Genomic DNA, 16,522 nt, shown 5'->3' with positions numbered 1-16,522 from the left:
TTAAGAATGGCCGTCGCCGGACGGCTCGGGCATGTTCATCAGCAGGCAGGAGCGGAACTTCGACGGCGACATCTGCTTGTGCGCCAAAAACTGGCGGTTGAAATTGGAAAGGTTGTTGAAGCCCGTGCGGTAGCAGATATCGGTGACCTTCATGTCCGTGTTCATCAGCAGCTCGCAAGCGAGCGCGATGCGCTCCTGGTTGACGTATTGAATGAACGACGTGCCCGTATGCTTGCGGAAGAAACGCGTGAATTTCAAGGTGTTCATTTCCGCCACGTCGGCCACGTCCTGCTCACAAAAATCGAGCGTGATGTTCTGCTTGATATACGCCAGCACCAGGTTGATGGTCGACGACATGTAGCGGCCCGCCTGCGCCAGGTAAGTGACGCTGGCCAGGGGCCGCCGCTCGCGGCACTCGCACAGCTCGCCGAACAGGCGCGTAAACAGTTCGACCCGGCGCAAGCCCTGCGCCGTCGTCAATTCCTTCATCAGCGGCACCAGGCGCAGGCCCAGCGCATCGGGAAATTGCAAACCCCTGCCTGCCTCGCCCAGCAGGGCTTTCAGGGGCGCCATTTCCGGGAACAGCAGCGCGCAGCGTTCGATGAAGTCGCCGGAAAACTGCAGCACCAGGTCGCGCTCGGGCAGGATCACGCCTTCCGGCAGTTCGCTGACCCAGTTGTGCGGCAGGTTCGGCCCCGTCAGGATCAGATTGCCCGCCCCGTAACTGCCGATATGGTCGCCGATGAAAAATTTTCCATTCGATGTGATGATGAAGTGAAGTTCGTACTCGGGATGAAAATGCCATTTCGCCACGGTGTGCGGAAAGCCGTGCGCCCACGCGCGAAACGATTCGTGGATCGGTTTGTGGATCAGTTCCAGGTCAGGCGTCACGGCAGTTCCCTTGCGCGGTCTCGTTGCCAGCTATTCTAACCACTTAGCTGAGCACTGAGCGCCAAAGCCAGACCGCTGTCGGCGTCGAACAGGTGCATGTGCTCTTCATCGAAGGCCAGCGCCAGGGTCTGGCCCACTTGCGCCGCGCTGTTGGCCGCGTTCGCCGGCAGCAGCGCGGACAGGCTCAAGGAGCCGCACTGAAAGCTGATCAGCGCTTCGGCGCCCAGCAGCTCGACCAGGTCGATGGTGCACGCCAGGCCATGGCTGCCGGCGTGTTCCTGCGGCAGCGCCGCGCGCAAGTGGTTCGGGCGCAGGCCGAAGACCACGCGCGCACCCGCCTGCAACGCCGCGAAGCGGGGCGATATCAATGGCCAGCGGTAGCCGGCGCACACGAGCACCGTCTGGCCGCCGTCTTTTTCGACGACGCCATCGATGAAGTTCATGGCCGGCGTGCCGATGAACCCGGCCGCGAACAGGGTACGCGGATGGTTGTACAGTTCCGCCGGCGTGCCGATCTGCTCGATATGCCCGCCCTTCATCAGCACCACCCGGTCGGCCAGGGTCATCGCTTCGAGCTGGTCGTGCGTGACGTACAGGGTGGTGGTGCGCAGGCGCCGGTGCAAGCGCTTGATGTCGGCGCGCAGCTGTGCGCGCAGCTTGGCGTCGAGGTTCGACAGCGGTTCATCGAACAGAAACACCTGCGGCGTCTTGATCATGGCGCGTGCAATGGCCGTGCGCTGCTGTTGGCCGCCCGACATGGCGCGCGGCTTGCGCTCGAGCAGGCTGTCCAGGCTGAGGATGGCCGCCACCTCGCGCACGCGGCGCTCGATCTCGTCGCTTGGTACCTTCAGGCGGCGCAGGCCGAAGGCGATATTGTCGTACACCGTCATGTGCGGATACAGCGCGTAGTTCTGGAACACCATCGCCACATTGCGCGCGCGGGGCGGCAAATCGTTGACGACGGCGCCGCCGATCAGCAGCTCGCCGCCGCTGATGTCTTCCAGCCCAGCGATCATGCGCAGCAGGGTCGACTTGCCGCAGCCCGATGGCCCCAGCAGGACGATGAATTCGCCGTCATCGATTTCCAGGTCGAACGGCTGCAGCACGGCCGTCTTCTCGTCATACGTCTTGTGCAGCTGCCTGCAGGCGATGTTTGCCATGATCAGTCTCCTGCCAGTTCAATTTGAATCTTGACGTCGCGCGGGTGGCCCTTGGCCGCTTCCTCGAACGCCTGCACGCCATCGGCAAAACCGAAGGTGCGCGAAATGAAGGGCTTGACGTCGATCTTGCCGGAAGCGAGCAAGGCGATGGCGCGCGGGAAGATGTTCGCGTAGCGGAACACCGATTCGATGCGCACTTCTTTGGCCTGGATGGCGACGATATCCAAAGGTACCTTATCCGGCGGCATGCCGACCAGCACCAGGCAGCCGTTCGGGCACAGCAAGTCGACGATCTTGTCGTAGGCGCGCATGCTGCCGCTGGCCTCGAAAACGATGTCGGCGCCCCAACCGTCCGTCAGTGCGCGCACCGTGTCCGCCAGGCTGGACTGGCGCACGTCGACCGTGGTCACGGCGGGGTTATCGGCGAACAGGGCCAGCTTTTCCGGCACCAGGTCGGCCAGGATCACGCGCGAGCAGCCGCCCGCCAGCGCCGCCAGCGCATTCATGGCGCCGATGGTGCCGGCGCCGATCACCACGGCCACGTCGCCCGGTTTGATGGCCGCCTTCTTCGCCGCCTGCAGGCCGATGGCCAGCGGTTCGACGATGGCGCCTTCACCGAAGCTGACGTTGTCGGGCAGCTTGAAGGTAAAGGCGGCCGGATGCACGACGTACGGCGTGAGGCAACCGTGGATGGGCGGCGTGGCCCAAAAGCGCACGGCAGGATCGAGGTTGTACAGGCCGCGCATGGTGGCCGGCGAATCGAACTGCGGCACACCCGGCTCCATGCAGACGCGGTCGCCCACCTTCAGGTGCGTCACCCCATCGCCCACTTCGGCCACCACGCCGGACGCCTCGTGGCCGAGCACCATCGGCGCTTCGACGGCGAAGGGGCCGATCTTGCCATGTTTGAAGTAATGCACATCGCTGCCGCAGATACCCACGGTATGAATCCTGATTTTCACGTCGCGCGGACCGACGGCCAGCGGCAGGTCGATGTCGCGCAGGGTGATTTTTTCCGCTTGTTCCAGTACGAGAGCTTGCATGATGAATTCCTTATTTATGTTTGAGCATGGAGTTGAGCAGCCGTCCCAGGATGCCGACGAACAGCAGCGGCGGCAGCGCCAGCAGCACGGTGGAAGCGTTCACCACGCCCCACGGCACTTCCTGGCCCATCGACGTGAAGGCCGACGCCACCACGGGTAATGTCATGCTCTTCGACGAGGTGAGCGCCAGCGCGATCATCAGTTCATTCCAGACCAGCACGAAGCTGAAGACGATGCCGCCCATCAGGGTTTTCGAGGCCACCGGCAGGGCCACGTGCCAGAACACCTGATAGGGGCCGTAGCCGTCGAGCGCGGCCGCTTCCTCGATCTCTTTCGGGATGCGGGCAAACGCGGGAATCGACAGCCAGATGATGGTAGACAGGGTCACCAGCAGATACGTCACCACCATCGACAGGCGCGAGTCGTACAGACCCAGGTCGATCCAGATCGAGATCAAGGGAATGGCGACGGCGACCGGCGGCAAAAAGCGCAGCGACAGCAGGAAGAACTGGATGTCCTTCTTGGCGGGAATCGGATAACGGGCGATCGCATACGCGGCCGGCACGCCCAGCACGGCGCCCAGCAACACGGCCACGCCGACGATGGCCACGCTGTTGCCCAGTCCCGTCAGCACTTCCGGACTGGCCAGCACCTGCTTGTAGTTGGCCAGGGTCGGGCTGAAGAAAAAGCGCGGCACGGGCGTGACGATATCCATCAGCTCCTTGAAGGAATTGAGCACGGCCCACAGGATCGGGAACAGCGCCACCAGAATAATCACGGTGGTGATGGCGGTGGTGGTGACGGCGCTGGCGCCGCCCGGGGTGCGCAGCACCCTAAGACACCTGACAAAACCGTTGCGAGCAGATGTGAGTTGTGGCTGAGAAGCGGAGCTGTGCGCATGCACAGTGAGCATCGGAGGCCGCAAATCGCGCTGCGCAGTAGGTTTGGTTAGGGTGTTCTTAGTCAGTTTTCCCATTTGGCGACTCGCTTCCAGAGCAGGGTGAATATTACTGTCGTGGCCAGCATCATCAGCACGGCCATGCTGGATGCGTACGACACCTTGCCCATCAGGCCGATGCCTTGCGCATACGCATACATGTCCAGGGTTTCGGTGGAGATGCCGGGGCCGCCCTTGGTCATCACGTAGATCAGGTCGAACGAGCGCAGCGACTCGACCATCTTGATGAACACGAGGCTCATGATGGGCACCTTCAGCATGGGCAGTGCGATGTAGGCATACACCTGGAGCGTGCTGGCGTAGTCGAGGCGCGCCGCTTCCAGCGGTTCGCCGGGCAGGGTTTCCAGCAGCTTCAGGATCACGGCGCCGAAGAACAGGCCCCACTGCCAGATGTCGACCAGCGCCACCGCATACAGGGCCGTGGCGGGGTCGGACAGCAGGGCCGTGCCGCCCAGTCCCACGCATTCGAGCATCCAGTTGAGGATGCCCATCAGCGGCGAATACATGAACTTCCAGATGAAGGCAGCCGACACGCGCGGCAGCAGCACGGGCACGATCAAGAGCAACGCGATGATGTCACGCGTGCGGCCCTTCACTTTTTCAAACAGGAACACGGCCAGCAGCACGCCGACGATCAGCGAGCCGGCCACGGTCACCACTTCCCAGATGGCCGACACTTGCACGGCATTGACGAAGCGGCGGTCGCCGAACAGGCGGAGAAAATTGGCAAAACCGACGTATTCGCTGTCGCTGTAGCGCAGCACGCGGTTTTGCAGGGCCAGGTTGATGGCGGCGATACTGGGCACCAGGCCCAGTACCAGCAGGACCAGCAGCGGCAGTGTAAGGAACACGGCCGGCAGCCAGGTGTGGCGTTTTTTACGGATGGAATGCGGCATGGTGATGGCTTTCAAACGAGAACGGACAAGCAAACAGGCTGCGTCACGACACCTGACAAAACCGTAGCGAGCGGAAGGTAGAGGTGGCCGAGAAGCGGAACTGTGCTTTATGCATAGTGAGCATCGCAGGCCGCCTATACCGACGCGCAGTAGGTTTGGTCAGATGTCTCTATTTGCGCTTGCTGGCCCGTTGCATCACTTCCGTCGCATACTCATTCGCCTCATCCAACGCGCTTTGCACGTCGCCGCGTGTGCCCGTAAAGACTTCTTCGAGCACGACGCCCAGGTTGTCGCCGATATCCGGCCACTCGGGACTAGGCCAGATGGTGACGCGCGAGACGGGCGTGGTGTCCGTCAGGCCCGCCTGGATCTGCGGCTTGACGTGCTTGCGGAAGTAGTCGCTGTTGATGGTGCTCGTGCGGTTGTAGTCGCTGAAGACGTTGTCCTTCAGGCGCGCCTGCTCCTGCTCCTTGCCCGTGGCGAAAGCGATGAACTTGCCGGCCGCCTGGCGCGTGCATTCATCCCTGGCGCCCGTGGCGGAGATGGCCAGGCCATGGCCGTAGGCGGCAGATGCCAGCGGCGCGGGCGGGCGCACGTAGCCCACCTTGTCGACCACCGAGGATTTCTTCGGGTCTTCCATCCAGTCGGCAAACGGCGTCGACTCGATCATGAAGGCCACCTTGCCCGACCTGAACGCCTCGAGCGCATTGCTCCAGTCGTAGGTGGCACCGCCCGGCGGCGAATACTTGAACAGGTCGCGGTACAGGGTCGTGGCCTTCACGGCCTGCGGCGAATTGAAGGTGGGTACGCCGTCCTTTTCCCACTTGCCGCCGGCGGCCAGCATGAACGGCGACCAGCGCCAGACATTCATGCCCGAGCCACGCTGCCCCCGCGCCGCCCAGCCGTACACATTCGGCGGGCTGTTCATTTTCTTGACGGCGGCGACCAGTTCGTCAAGCGTCTTCGGCACGGCGATGCCGGCCTTTTCCAGCAAGTCGCGGCGGTAGAACAGGAAGTCGCTGCCGCCGATCAGGGGCGCGAAATACGCCACGCCCTTGTACGAGGCGACGGCGCGGCGGCCCGGCAGGAAGTCCTCGTAATCGGCCTCCTTGGGCAGGTATTTGAGCAGCGGGACGACCCAGCCTGCCGTGGCAAATTCGGCCACGTTGGCTTCGTCGATGTAATAGATCTGGTAGGAGCCGGCCTTGGTGGAAGCGTCGAGCCTGGCTTTCGAGCGGCGGTCGTTTTCGCCGAAATAGCTGATTTGTACCTTGGTGCCGCTTTTCTTTTCATACTCGGCGAGGGTCTTTTCCATCACCGTCAAGCCCAGGCTTTTTTGCGCCAGCACCTTGAGCACGGGCACCGAGCAGCTTTGCGCCGAGGCGTCTGCAAACCCGGCGGACATGAGGGCGCCCCATGCAACAGCAGTCATGATTTTCATAACACGTCTCCATTTTTATAGTCCGGCGGTTTTCCACCGGTATGCCAACTATAAAAACAAAGACCGCGCACCACCACTACAAAAGCGGCCAGATTTTAAATACTATTTTTCACTTTTCCGGTACGTATTTGCCGCCTCAATCCAGGCGAAAATCCTTGCGGTAGATATTCGTCTCCCGGCCCTCGGGCGGCAGGCGCGAGAAACGTTCGAAGCGCAGCCCCAGCTTGTTGAGCAGATTGATCGATGCCTGGTTTTGCTGCGAGGTGATGCCGTACAGGGTGCGCAGGCGCAGCACCTGCTGCGCATGCTGCACAATGGCCGCCGTCGCCTCCCAGGCATAGCCCTGGCCCCAGTAGGCGGGACGCACGGCATAGCCGATATCGGGGCCGGGCAGGCTGTCGCGGCGCACCAGGCCGGCCATGCCCACGGGCGCGCCATCGCTGCGGCGCTCGACGATGTACAGCGAATAACCATGCGCGCGAAACTGCGCCATGGGTCCCGTTTCCAGCGCGGCGCGGGCCGCCTCCAGCGTGTGGATGTTGCGCTGGCCGATGTTGGCGATCCACGACGGGTCGTTCACCAGCTCCATGTAGAAGGCCGCATCGTCCAGGGTGGCGGTGCGCAGGCGCAGACGGGGCGTCTCGATCACGGTCATCGGCTCTGTCGCGGCGCCGCTCATGCCGGCCACTGCATCGGGTCGGTCAGCAGCTGGTACATCACGTAGGCATCGACATAGCCGAGCTGCGCGTGGCGGTAGGCCAGCGGCAGGGTGGCGACGACCGTGAAGCCCAGCTTTTTCCACAGGGTGACGGCGGCCAGGTTGGTGCTGACGACAAAGTTGAACTGCATCGCCAGGTAGCCCGCGCGGCGCGCTTCTTCCATGCAGTGCACACCCAGCATGCGGCCCACGCCCACGCCCTGCGCGGCCGGATCGACCATGAACGAGGCATTGGCCACGTGCGCGCCATGGCCCGGCTGGTTCGCCACCAGCTTGTACATGCCCAGCAGCCGCTCCGTGCCCATCACGGCGACAAAGCTTTGCACGCCGGGGCCGAACCAGTAGGCGTGGCATTCTTCGCGCGTCGTGTCGGCGGGGAAGGAATAGGTGTCGCCGGCGGCCACCAGGGTGTGGAAGATTTCCCACATGGCGTCGAAGTCGGCTTCGCTGGCCGGGCGGATATCAATTTCTTTCAAGGCGGTGCTCCGATAACAAGTGATGGCTGATTGTATCAGCGGCCCAGGCGGAAGTTCACACTGTCCGGACGCCCCGGCAGGTGCAGGCGCGATTGCGCGCGGGGCGCCTCGCTGACGACTTTCCCGCGGCGCAGCACCAGGCGCCGCGCCGCGCGCAGGCGCAGCGCTTCCACGGTGCTGCCGCAATCGAGGATCAGCAAGTCCGCATGGCAGCCGGGCGCGATGCCATAGCCATCGAGGCCCAGGATGGCCGCCGGCGTCTCGGTGACGGCGAGGAAGCAGTCGTGCATCGCTTGCTGGCCCGTCATCTGCGCCACGTGCAAGCCCATGTGCGCCACTTCCAGCATGTCGCCCGAACCGAGGCTGTACCACGGGTCCATCACGCAGTCGTGGCCAAAGGCGACGGGGATGCCGGCGGCCAGCATCTCGGGCACGCGCGTCATGCCGCGCCGCTTCGGATACGTATCGTGGCGCGCCTGCAGGGTGATGTTGATGAGGGGGTTGGCAATGGCCGCCACGCCCGCCTCGCGGATCAGCGGCAACAACTTGCTCACATAATAATTATCCATCGAATGCATGGACGTCAGGTGCGAGCCGGTCACCCTGCCCTGCATGCCGAGGCGCTGGCTGTGGAAGGCCAGGGTTTCGATGTGGCGCGACAGCGGGTCGTCCGACTCGTCGCAATGCATGTCGACCATCAGGCCACGCTCGCAGGCGAATTCGCACAGCAGGCGCACGGATTCCGCGCCGTCGGCCATGGTGCGTTCGAAATGCGGGATGCCGCCCACCACGTCGACGCCCATGGCAATCGCGCGCTTCAGATTGTCGAAGGCGCCGGGACTGCGCAGGATGCCATCCTGCGGGAAGGCCACCAGTTGCAAATCGAGATACGGCGCCACTTGCCGCTTGACGTCGAGCAGCGCTTCGACGGCCAGCAGGCGCGGGTCGCAAATATCGACGTGCGAGCGGATGGCCAGCAAGCCGCGCGCCACGGCCCAGTCGCAATACTGCAAGGCGCGCGCCACCAGCGCGTCCTGCGTCAGTTGCGGTTTCAATTCTCCCCACAGGGCGATGCCTTCGAGCAGGGTGCCGGAAGCGTTCACGCGCGGCAAGCCGTAGCTGAGCGTGGCGTCCATGTGGAAGTGCGCGTCGACGAACGGCGGCGTGACGAGGTCGCCGGCGGCGTCGATCTCCTGCGCGCCCGTCACGGGCAAGGCGGTGCCGACGGCGGCGATGCGGCCGCCCTCGATGGCGATATCGATGGCGCGGCGCCCGTCGGGCAGGCTGGCATTGCGGATGACTAGGTCCATGCGGACACTCCTTCGGTTGACTACGGTATCTGGCGCTTCCAGTGCATTGTCAGCTTATCGCTTCAAGGATGCTGCAGTGCAAGAATATAGTCACTGGCAAAAGCGTAGCCATAGATTCCCTGACAACGCTTTGCGCGCGCGCAAACTTCCGGCAAATGCTGCCGGGCGCCTAAATGCGGCAAGCCTGCGGCGCACGCCCTTGAGAAAATAGCTTTCAACTAACTCGAATCACCGCTAGAATATTCATATTGCGTTGCATCATAAACAGTCTATTCGCGCGCTACCTACTTTACAAAACGCGGCCAACTCTGGTTTTCGGGATTTTGCAGAGCGTTTTGCCAGCATTTTAATCCGTACAAAGGAGTAAATATGTTTCCGCTTCCTGAACAATTTTCCAGCGCCGCCAAGTCGCAACTGGAAAGCCAGCTGCAAATCTTCAGCACCCTGACCAGCAAAGTCTTTGAAAGCGCCGAGAAAATCATCGCGCTGAACCTGAACGCCGGCAAGGCCGCCATCTCGCAGACGGCGGAAACGGCGCAGCACCTGCTGGAAACGCAGGACCCGCGCGACTTCTTCAGCTACAGCAGCAGCCAGGCACAACCGAACATCGAGAGCGTGCTGGCCTACAGCCGCCAGCTGTTCGGCATCGCTTCGAGCACCCAGGCTGAATTGCTGGCTTCGGCCAAGGATCGCCTCGATGCGGCCGCCCCTGTTGCCGCACCCGCCCCAGCTCCTGTCGCTGCCGCACCGGCACCTGCCGCTCCCCTTGCTGCGCCAGCGCCAGCAGCGGCGCCAGCGCCCGTTGCCGCCAAGCCTGCCGAAGTGGCCAAGCCCGTCGCCAAGGCGGCGCCCGCGCCTGCCCCTGTCGCCGCACCGGCAGCCAAGCCAGCGGCAGCGCCTGCCAAGGTTGCCGAGAAGGTTGCCGACAAGCCAGCAGTGAAAGCCGTGGAAGTCAAGCCGGCGGCCAAACCGGCAGCCAAGCCGGAAGCGGCCAAGCCCGCACCTGCAGCTGCACCTGCACCTGCGCCAGCGAAAGCCGCCGCGCCAGCACCGGCCAAACCGGCCGCCAAACCAGTTCCTTCGAGCAAACCGGCCGCCAAGCCGGCCAGCGCCGCCGGCAAGACCGTAGCCAAGGCCGCCGTCAGGCACGCGCCAGCGCCAGCCGCCAAGCCGGCAGCCAAGGTTGCGCCCAAGGGCACGCCATCGAAACAGCTCGACATGCTGGGCGGCGGCAAAGGCAGCGGCAGCGGCCGCAAGTAAGCCTCGCGCACGCCACTGACGCAGCAAAACAACGGGCTACGGCCCGTTTTTTGCGTGCCCGTCCACAGCGCGCTTTTCCGCCTTGTTGTATCCTACGCGTACTTTCCGTCCGCGTGCCCGTCCTTCCGCCCCGCGACACCCCATTACTAAAAACAAAAGGTAACCATGAGTTTATCGAGGCTCATCGCCGGCTTCGTGCGTCAGCATTGGCCGGCGTATGCCGCCGCTGCCGTCATGCTGACAGGCGTGGCAACACTGACCGTCTGGATCCCGCGCCGCGTGGGCGCCATCATCGACGCACTGGCCGCGCACCGCATGACGGCGGCCGAACTGTGGCTTGAGCTGCTGACCCTGCTCGCCGTTGGCGTCGTCATCTATTTCCTGCGTGTGGGCTGGCGCATCACCCTGTTCAAGGCCGCCTACCAGCTGGGCGTGATGCTGCGCACGCGTTTCTACACGCGCATGTCGCAGCAGGGCGCGTCGTTTTACCAGAACCAGCGCACGGGCGACCTGATGGCGCTGGCGACAAACGACATCGACGCCATCGAAATGGCCGCCGGCGAAGCCATGCTGGCCGGCTTCGACGGCACCTTGACCTTGCTGATGGTGCTGGGCATCATGCTGCTGGGCGTGGACTGGCGTCTGGCCTGCATCGCCCTCCTGCCCTTCCCGTTGATGGGACTGGCCTTCTGGCGCATCTCGAGCCATATCCACACGGCGTCGACGGATTCCTTAAAGCGCTTTTCCGCGCTGAACGACCATGTGCAGGAATCCTTGTCGGGCGTGCGCACCTTGCGCGCGCTGGGCCTGGAAGAGCGCAGCAGCAAGCAGTTCTCCACCCTGGCCGGCCACGCGGCCAACGCCAGCCTGACGGCGCAGCGCTGGGAAGCGGCGTATGAACCGGCCGTCGGCCTGACCCTGACGGCCGCCACGGCGCTGACCCTGGGCCTGGGCGGCTACCTCGTATGGCAAGACCAGCTGACCATCGGTGCGCTGACGAGCTTTTCCATGTACCTGGGCCAGCTGATCTGGCCCATGTTCGCCGCCGGCTGGGTACTCTCCTTGATCGAACGGGGCCGCGCCGCCTGGCAGCGCTTGCAACCCATGTTAGACGCGCCGCTGGCCATCGACGACCATGGCACCATCGCCACCCTGACGCCCGGCCCCCTGCAATTGCAGGACGTCGGCTTCGCCTACGCGGGCCAGACGGCGCCGGCCCTGTCCGGCATTTCGCTGCGTTTGCAACCTGGCCAGACCCTGGGTCTGGTGGGCCCGACGGGCAGCGGCAAGTCGACCCTGCTGCGCGTACTGCTGCGCCAGGTGACGCCGCAATCAGGTCAAGCCACGTGGAATGGCGAGGCGCTCGACGCCTACACCCTGCACGCGCTGCGCGCGGCCATCAGCTGGGTGCCGCAGGAGTCGTTTTTGTTCTCCGCCACCATCGCCGACAATATCGCCCTGGCCCGCCCCGGCGCCACGCGCGAGGAAGTGGAACGGGCGGCGCAGCTGGCCGACATCCACGACGATATCCTGCAATTTCCCGAAGGCTATGCCACCCACGTGGGCGAAAAGGGCATCACCTTGTCCGGCGGCCAGCGCCAGCGCGTGGCGATTGCCCGGGCGCTGCTGGCCGACAACGGCTTGCTGCTGCTCGATGATGCGCTGTCCGCCGTCGACACGGGCACGGAAACGCGCATCCTGCAGCACCTGGAAGAACTGCGCGCGCGCCGCCCCGAGCGCAGCGCCATCATCGCCAGCCACCGCCTGAGCGCCGTCGTCAACGCCGACCTGATCCTGGTGCTGCGCGACGGCCACGTCACGGAAACGGGCAACCACGACGCGCTGATGCAGCGCGACGGCTGGTATGCCAGCCAGTGGCGCTATCAACAACTGGAAGCCAGCCTCGATGCCATCTAAGACCGACCAAGCCAACGCCACGCAATCCGTGCGCCGCCAGGCCGCGCAAGCCATCGGCCTGCTGCGCCGCGCCGCCGCGCCCGACCTGCGCCATTTATACTGGGCCACGTTCTGGCTGATCCTCGCCGCCGCCCTGGAAGTGACGGGACCGATCCTGGGCAAGGCCCTGATCGACCAGCATCTGCTGCCGCGCAACCTGGACTGGACGCGCATGTCATTACTGCTGGGTGGCTGCCTGCTGACGGGCTGGGTCGCTTCCGGCCTGCGCTATTTGCAGCTGGTGCGCCTGTCCGGCCTGGCCATGCGCTCGGTGCAGCGCCTGCGCGAAACCGTCTACCAGCACGTGCTGCGCCTGCCGATGAGTTTTTTCGACCGCGCCATCACGGGCCAGCTGGTCAGCAGAGTCACCAACGACACGGAGGCGGTGAAATCGCTGTACGTGCAGGTGCTGTTCGTCATCCTCGACAGCTCCATCGTCCTGGTCGGCACCATGGCCGCCATGGCCTTCCTCGACTGGCGCTTGATGCTGATCGTGCTGGCCCTGCTGCCGGCCGTGCTGGTCATCGTCTTCCTGTACCAGCGCTGGAGCGCGCCGGCCGTCACGCGCGCGCGCGCCCTGCGCAGCGAGATCAATGGCCAGATCGCCGAATCGATCGGCGGCATGAGCGTGCTGCAGGCGAATAACGCGGAAAAGCGCTTCGGCGCGCGCTTCACGGGCATCAACCAAAATCATTACACGGCGCGCATGCAGGAATTGCGCGCCAACGCCTGGCTGCTGCGCCCCGCGCTCGACATGCTCAATATCGTGCTGCTGGCCGTCGTCATCTTCAGCTTCGGCCGGCGCGAGATGGGCGCCGTGGAAGTGGGCGTGCTGTACGCGTTCATCAGCTACATCGCGCGCGTGATTGAGCCGCTGATCCAGATCACCATGCAATTCAGCCAGCTGCAGCAATCGGTGGTGGCGACGGCGCGTGTCTCGGCCCTGCTGGACGAAGCGCAGGCGCTCGAACATGCACAGGGAAGGGAAACACCGGCCCTGCGGCAGGCAAAAGCGGACAGCGCCCTGCCCGCCGTCGACATCCAGAACCTGACGTTCGCCTACGTGGAAAACCAGCCCGTGCTGCACGAGCTGTCGCTGTCGATACCGCAAGGAGCGTTCTTCGGCATCGTCGGCCACACGGGCAGCGGCAAGTCGACCTTGCTCTCCTTGCTGCTGCGCTTTTACCCCGTCACGCAGGGCAGCATCGCCATCAATGGCGTGGCCCTCGACAGCATCGACAACGAGCACTTCCGCGCCGACGTGGGCCTGGTGCCGCAAGACCCCTTCCTGCTGGCCGCCTCGGCGCGCGAAAACATCGACATGGGCCGCGGCTACACGCAGGCGCAGATCGAGACGGCCGCGCGCGCCGCGCATGCGCACGACTTCATCGCCGCGCTGGAACACGGCTACGATACGCCGCTGGGCGAAGGCGGCTCGCGCCTGTCGTCGGGGCAAAAGCAGCTGATCGCCATTGCCCGCGCGCTGGCCGGCCAGCCGCGCATCTTGCTGCTGGACGAAGCGACGTCGCGCATCGATAGCCAGACGGAGCAGATCGTGCAGCTGGCCCTCAACGAGTTGCGCGGCAAGGTCACCATCGTCGCCATCGCCCACCGCCTGTCGACCATCCGCGAGGCCGACCGTATCATCGTGCTGAACCATGGCCGCATCACGGAAGCGGGGCCGCACGACGCCCTGATGCAGATCGAAGGCGGCTTGTACCAGCGCCTGTACCTGCTGCAGCAGCTGGCGCAGTAAGGCTGCCTTGTCAATGCCTGCCGTGTGCACTTTCGCAAATTTCTGCGCACCGCATGATATTTCTTGATTGCAACAGAATATAATCTGTTACAGACAGGTGGTCATTGCGGGAGCGGGACGTTGGCAGGCAGACAGAGACGGGCATCATGGCGAAAGGCGCATTGGCTGCTGGTACTGGCCTGCATGCTGCCGCCCGCCGCCCATGCCCAGGTCAGCAAGCTGGAGCAGCATATTGCCGCCGTGCGCGAAGATGGCCGCTTCGTGCCCGCGCGCGCCCTGCAGCGCCTGCAGGAGGTGGAAACGCAGGCGCGCAGCGCGCCCCTGCCCGTGCGCGCGGAATTCCTGACACAGCTGAGTACCGTCCGCATGCGTCTGGGGCAGAACGATATCGCCATGCAGCTGGCCGAGGAGCTGATCGCCTACGCCCGCCTGAACAAGAGCGACGTGGCGCTGGCGAAAGGCATGCTCTGCAAAGCTTACGTCACGTTCGCCATGAACGAGCGCCGCGCCTCGCACTTGCTGGCCTTCGAGGCGGAACGCATCGCCAACCGCACCGACGACTTGCCCGTGCGCGTGCAGGCCACCATCAGCGCGGGCCAGTCGTGGGCCGAGGAAGGCAATTTCCCGTTTGCGCTGGCCAAGCTGCAGGCGGCCGTCGACCTGGCGCGCCAGAGCAATTCCCCTTCCAGCCTGGCCGCCGCCCTGAATGCCCTCACCCTGCTATACACGCAGATGCGCGAATACGACAAGGGCTTCGAGGTGCTCGACGAATTGCTGGCCGTGTCAGGCACGCTGGCATCGCCAGGCCGCATGGCGCAGGCAAAGAATACGGAATACGGGCTGGCGCTCGACGCGCAGCAGCCGCAGCGGGGCCAGCGCGCCCTGCTGGCGGCCCTGGCGCTGGAACGCCAGCTGGGCGCGCGCGGCATGGTGGCCGTGACCCTCGTCAATCTGTCGGACAGCTACCTGAAGGAAGGCGATTACGCGCGCGCCCTGCGCTATGCGAATGAAGCCATCACGGCGGCGCGCCTGGTCAACAATGAACAGGTGGAAGCGACGGCGCGCCTGAACATCGGCCAGGCGCTGATCGGCCAGGGACGCTTGCAGGAAGGCAAGCAAAGCGTGGCCACGGGCCTGGCCTACTACGAACGCACGGCCAACCAGCCGGACATGCAGGCCGTGCTGCTGGAATACGGCATGGCGCTGGAAAAGGCGGGCGACATGCGCGGCGCCGTGACGGCCTACCACCGTGAACGGGGCATCTCTAACCAGCTGTTCGAAAAGCAGCGGCAAAAGGCCGTGTATGAGCTGCAAGAAAAGTATGAGGCGGAAAAGAAACAGCGCCAGATCGAGCTGCTGAGCCGCGAGAATCAGCTCAAGAGCACGGAAATCGACAACCGCCGCCTGCAGCAGCGCGTGTGGTGGCTGCTGGCGCTGGTACTGGCCATGGCGTCCGTCATCGTCGGCTTGCTGTACCGCAAGGTGCGCCACGCGAACGTGCAGCTGAAGGTGAAAAACCAGGAACTCAAGCGCCAGAGTTCGCGCGACCCGCTGACGTCCCTGTACAACCGCCGCCATTTCCAGGAATTCATGCGCAGCCATGCGGGCAAGCCGCAGCCTTCCTATGGCGGTACCGATGTCGTCGGTGCGCTGTTCCTGCTCGACGTCGACCATTTCAAGCACATCAATGACCGTTACGGCCATGCGGCGGGCGACCTGGTGCTGACGACGATCGCCGAAACCTTGCACGAGGTGTTGCGCGAAACGGACATGATCGTGCGCTGGGGCGGCGAGGAATTCCTCGCCTTCCTGCCGGCCGTCGCGCGCGACGGGCTCGACGATATCGCGCGGCGCATCCTCAACGGCATGGCGGCGCAAAGCATCCACTACCAGGGACAGGCCATCCAGGTGCACGTATCCGTCGGTTTTGCGCCCTATCCGCTGGCGCCGCTGGGACGCCCGCTCACGTGGGAACGCAGCGTCAACCTGATCGACATGGCGCTGTACCTGGCCAAGGCGCACGGGCGCAACCGGGCGTATGGCTTGCGCGGTTTTCGGCAGGTGGAAAAAACGACACTGGAAGCGGTGGAGCAAGACCTGGAACGCGCTTGGCGCGACGGCTTTGTCGATTTGAGCGTGGTGCTGGGGGGGACGGACGGGATGGAAAAGTCGGTGACGCAAGCAAAACAGGCCAGCGATGGCGTCGCCGCAGCTGCCATCACCTGACGGCAACTGCGGGAACCGGGCCGGCGCTGGCCGGCCCTGGCGAGATTACTTGTGCGCGGCGTCCTGCATCTTTTCGCCGGCTTTTTCCACTTTCTTGCCGACGGCATCGGCCGCTTCGCTCATTTTCCTGTCGGCGTCAGCGGCAACCTGGTCCATCTTGGCGCCCGTATCGGCAGCGGCCTGGCTCACGGCAGCATCGGCTTTGGTAGCGGCGGCCTTGATGTCGGCTTCAGCTTTGGCAGCGGCCGCATCGATCTTCTGGCCAGCTTGTTCAGCAGGACCGGCAGCGACATCATCCTTCTTCTGGCAGGCAGCCAGTGCCACAACCATCATCCCGGCGGCGCACACGGTCATCCAATTTTTGCTTACTTTCATGATATTCCCTTTCATTGTTATCAAAAGACACAGATCAGTTTGCAATATACACCGGC

The 16,522-nt window shown here is 64.2% G+C and carries 14 protein-coding genes; 4 read left to right on the top strand and 10 right to left on the bottom strand.

Going from position 1 to position 16,522, the window contains the following annotated elements; translation table 11 throughout:
• From HWE17_RS04370 to HWE17_RS04330, 9 genes are all read right to left on the bottom strand, one after another.
• On the bottom strand, positions 1–891 hold the full coding sequence (locus HWE17_RS04370; protein ID WP_035821643.1) for an AraC family transcriptional regulator: 891 nt from the start codon (positions 889–891) through the stop codon (positions 1–3).
• Between the two features lie 35 nt (positions 892–926).
• Positions 927–2,051 carry an ABC transporter ATP-binding protein gene (locus HWE17_RS04365; RefSeq protein ID WP_176387942.1) on the bottom strand — a complete coding sequence of 375 codons (1,125 nt, stop codon included), beginning with the start codon at positions 2,049–2,051 and terminating at the stop codon, positions 927–929.
• Between the two features lie 2 nt (positions 2,052–2,053).
• Entirely contained in the window at positions 2,054–3,094 is a 1,041-nt protein-coding gene (locus HWE17_RS04360; RefSeq protein WP_176387941.1) for an NAD(P)-dependent alcohol dehydrogenase, read from the bottom strand.
• 10 nt (positions 3,095–3,104) lie between these two features.
• A complete protein-coding gene (locus HWE17_RS04355) occupies positions 3,105–3,881 on the bottom strand; it encodes a carbohydrate ABC transporter permease (RefSeq protein WP_369681705.1) in 777 nt (258 codons plus the stop codon).
• 176 nt (positions 3,882–4,057) lie between these two features.
• Entirely contained in the window at positions 4,058–4,948 is an 891-nt protein-coding gene (locus HWE17_RS04350; protein WP_176387939.1) for a carbohydrate ABC transporter permease, read from the bottom strand.
• 169 nt (positions 4,949–5,117) lie between these two features.
• Positions 5,118–6,380 carry a sugar ABC transporter substrate-binding protein gene (locus tag HWE17_RS04345; protein WP_255206113.1) on the bottom strand — a complete coding sequence of 421 codons (1,263 nt, stop codon included), beginning with the start codon at positions 6,378–6,380 and terminating at the stop codon, positions 5,118–5,120.
• Between the two features lie 145 nt (positions 6,381–6,525).
• The gene (locus HWE17_RS04340) at positions 6,526–7,068 is read right to left on the bottom strand and encodes a GNAT family N-acetyltransferase (RefSeq protein ID WP_255206112.1); all 543 of its coding nucleotides are present in this window, start codon (positions 7,066–7,068) and stop codon (positions 6,526–6,528) included.
• Complete coding sequence (locus HWE17_RS04335; protein WP_176387937.1) at positions 7,065–7,583, bottom strand: GNAT family N-acetyltransferase; 519 nt, start codon at positions 7,581–7,583, stop codon at positions 7,065–7,067. Before HWE17_RS04335 ends, HWE17_RS04340 begins: the two co-directional genes overlap by 4 nt.
• Positions 7,584–7,618: 35 nt before the next feature.
• Positions 7,619–8,893: an amidohydrolase family protein gene (locus tag HWE17_RS04330; RefSeq protein WP_176387936.1), complete on the bottom strand. Its 1,275-nt coding sequence runs from the start codon at positions 8,891–8,893 to the stop codon at positions 7,619–7,621.
• A 369-nt stretch (positions 8,894–9,262) separates the two neighbouring features.
• Between HWE17_RS04330 and HWE17_RS04325 the strand changes: the two genes are divergently transcribed.
• From HWE17_RS04325 to HWE17_RS04310, 4 genes are all read left to right on the top strand, one after another.
• Positions 9,263–10,153, top strand: a complete 891-nt coding sequence (locus HWE17_RS04325) for a phasin family protein (protein ID WP_176387935.1) — start codon at positions 9,263–9,265, stop codon at positions 10,151–10,153.
• A 165-nt stretch (positions 10,154–10,318) separates the two neighbouring features.
• Positions 10,319–12,070, top strand: coding sequence for an ABC transporter ATP-binding protein (locus HWE17_RS04320; protein WP_176387934.1), 1,752 nt, complete (start codon positions 10,319–10,321; stop codon positions 12,068–12,070).
• The gene (locus HWE17_RS04315; protein ID WP_176387933.1) at positions 12,060–13,865 is read left to right on the top strand and encodes an ABC transporter ATP-binding protein; all 1,806 of its coding nucleotides are present in this window, start codon (positions 12,060–12,062) and stop codon (positions 13,863–13,865) included. Before HWE17_RS04320 ends, HWE17_RS04315 begins: the two co-directional genes overlap by 11 nt.
• 183 nt (positions 13,866–14,048) lie before the next feature.
• Positions 14,049–16,091 (top strand): tetratricopeptide repeat-containing diguanylate cyclase, encoded by a 2,043-nt coding sequence (locus HWE17_RS04310; RefSeq protein WP_255206111.1) that lies wholly within the window; start codon positions 14,049–14,051, stop codon positions 16,089–16,091.
• Between the two features lie 45 nt (positions 16,092–16,136).
• On the opposite strand, the gene HWE17_RS04305 is transcribed toward HWE17_RS04310, so the two are convergent.
• Positions 16,137–16,511: an apolipophorin gene (locus HWE17_RS04305; protein ID WP_255206110.1), complete on the bottom strand. Its 375-nt coding sequence runs from the start codon at positions 16,509–16,511 to the stop codon at positions 16,137–16,139.
• Between the last annotated feature and the right edge of the window lie 11 nt (positions 16,512–16,522).

The organism is Janthinobacterium sp. BJB401 (assembly GCF_013372745.1).
GTDB lineage: Bacteria > Pseudomonadota > Gammaproteobacteria > Burkholderiales > Burkholderiaceae_D > Janthinobacterium > Janthinobacterium rivuli.
This window is presented reverse-complemented; position numbering and strand designations above follow the sequence as displayed.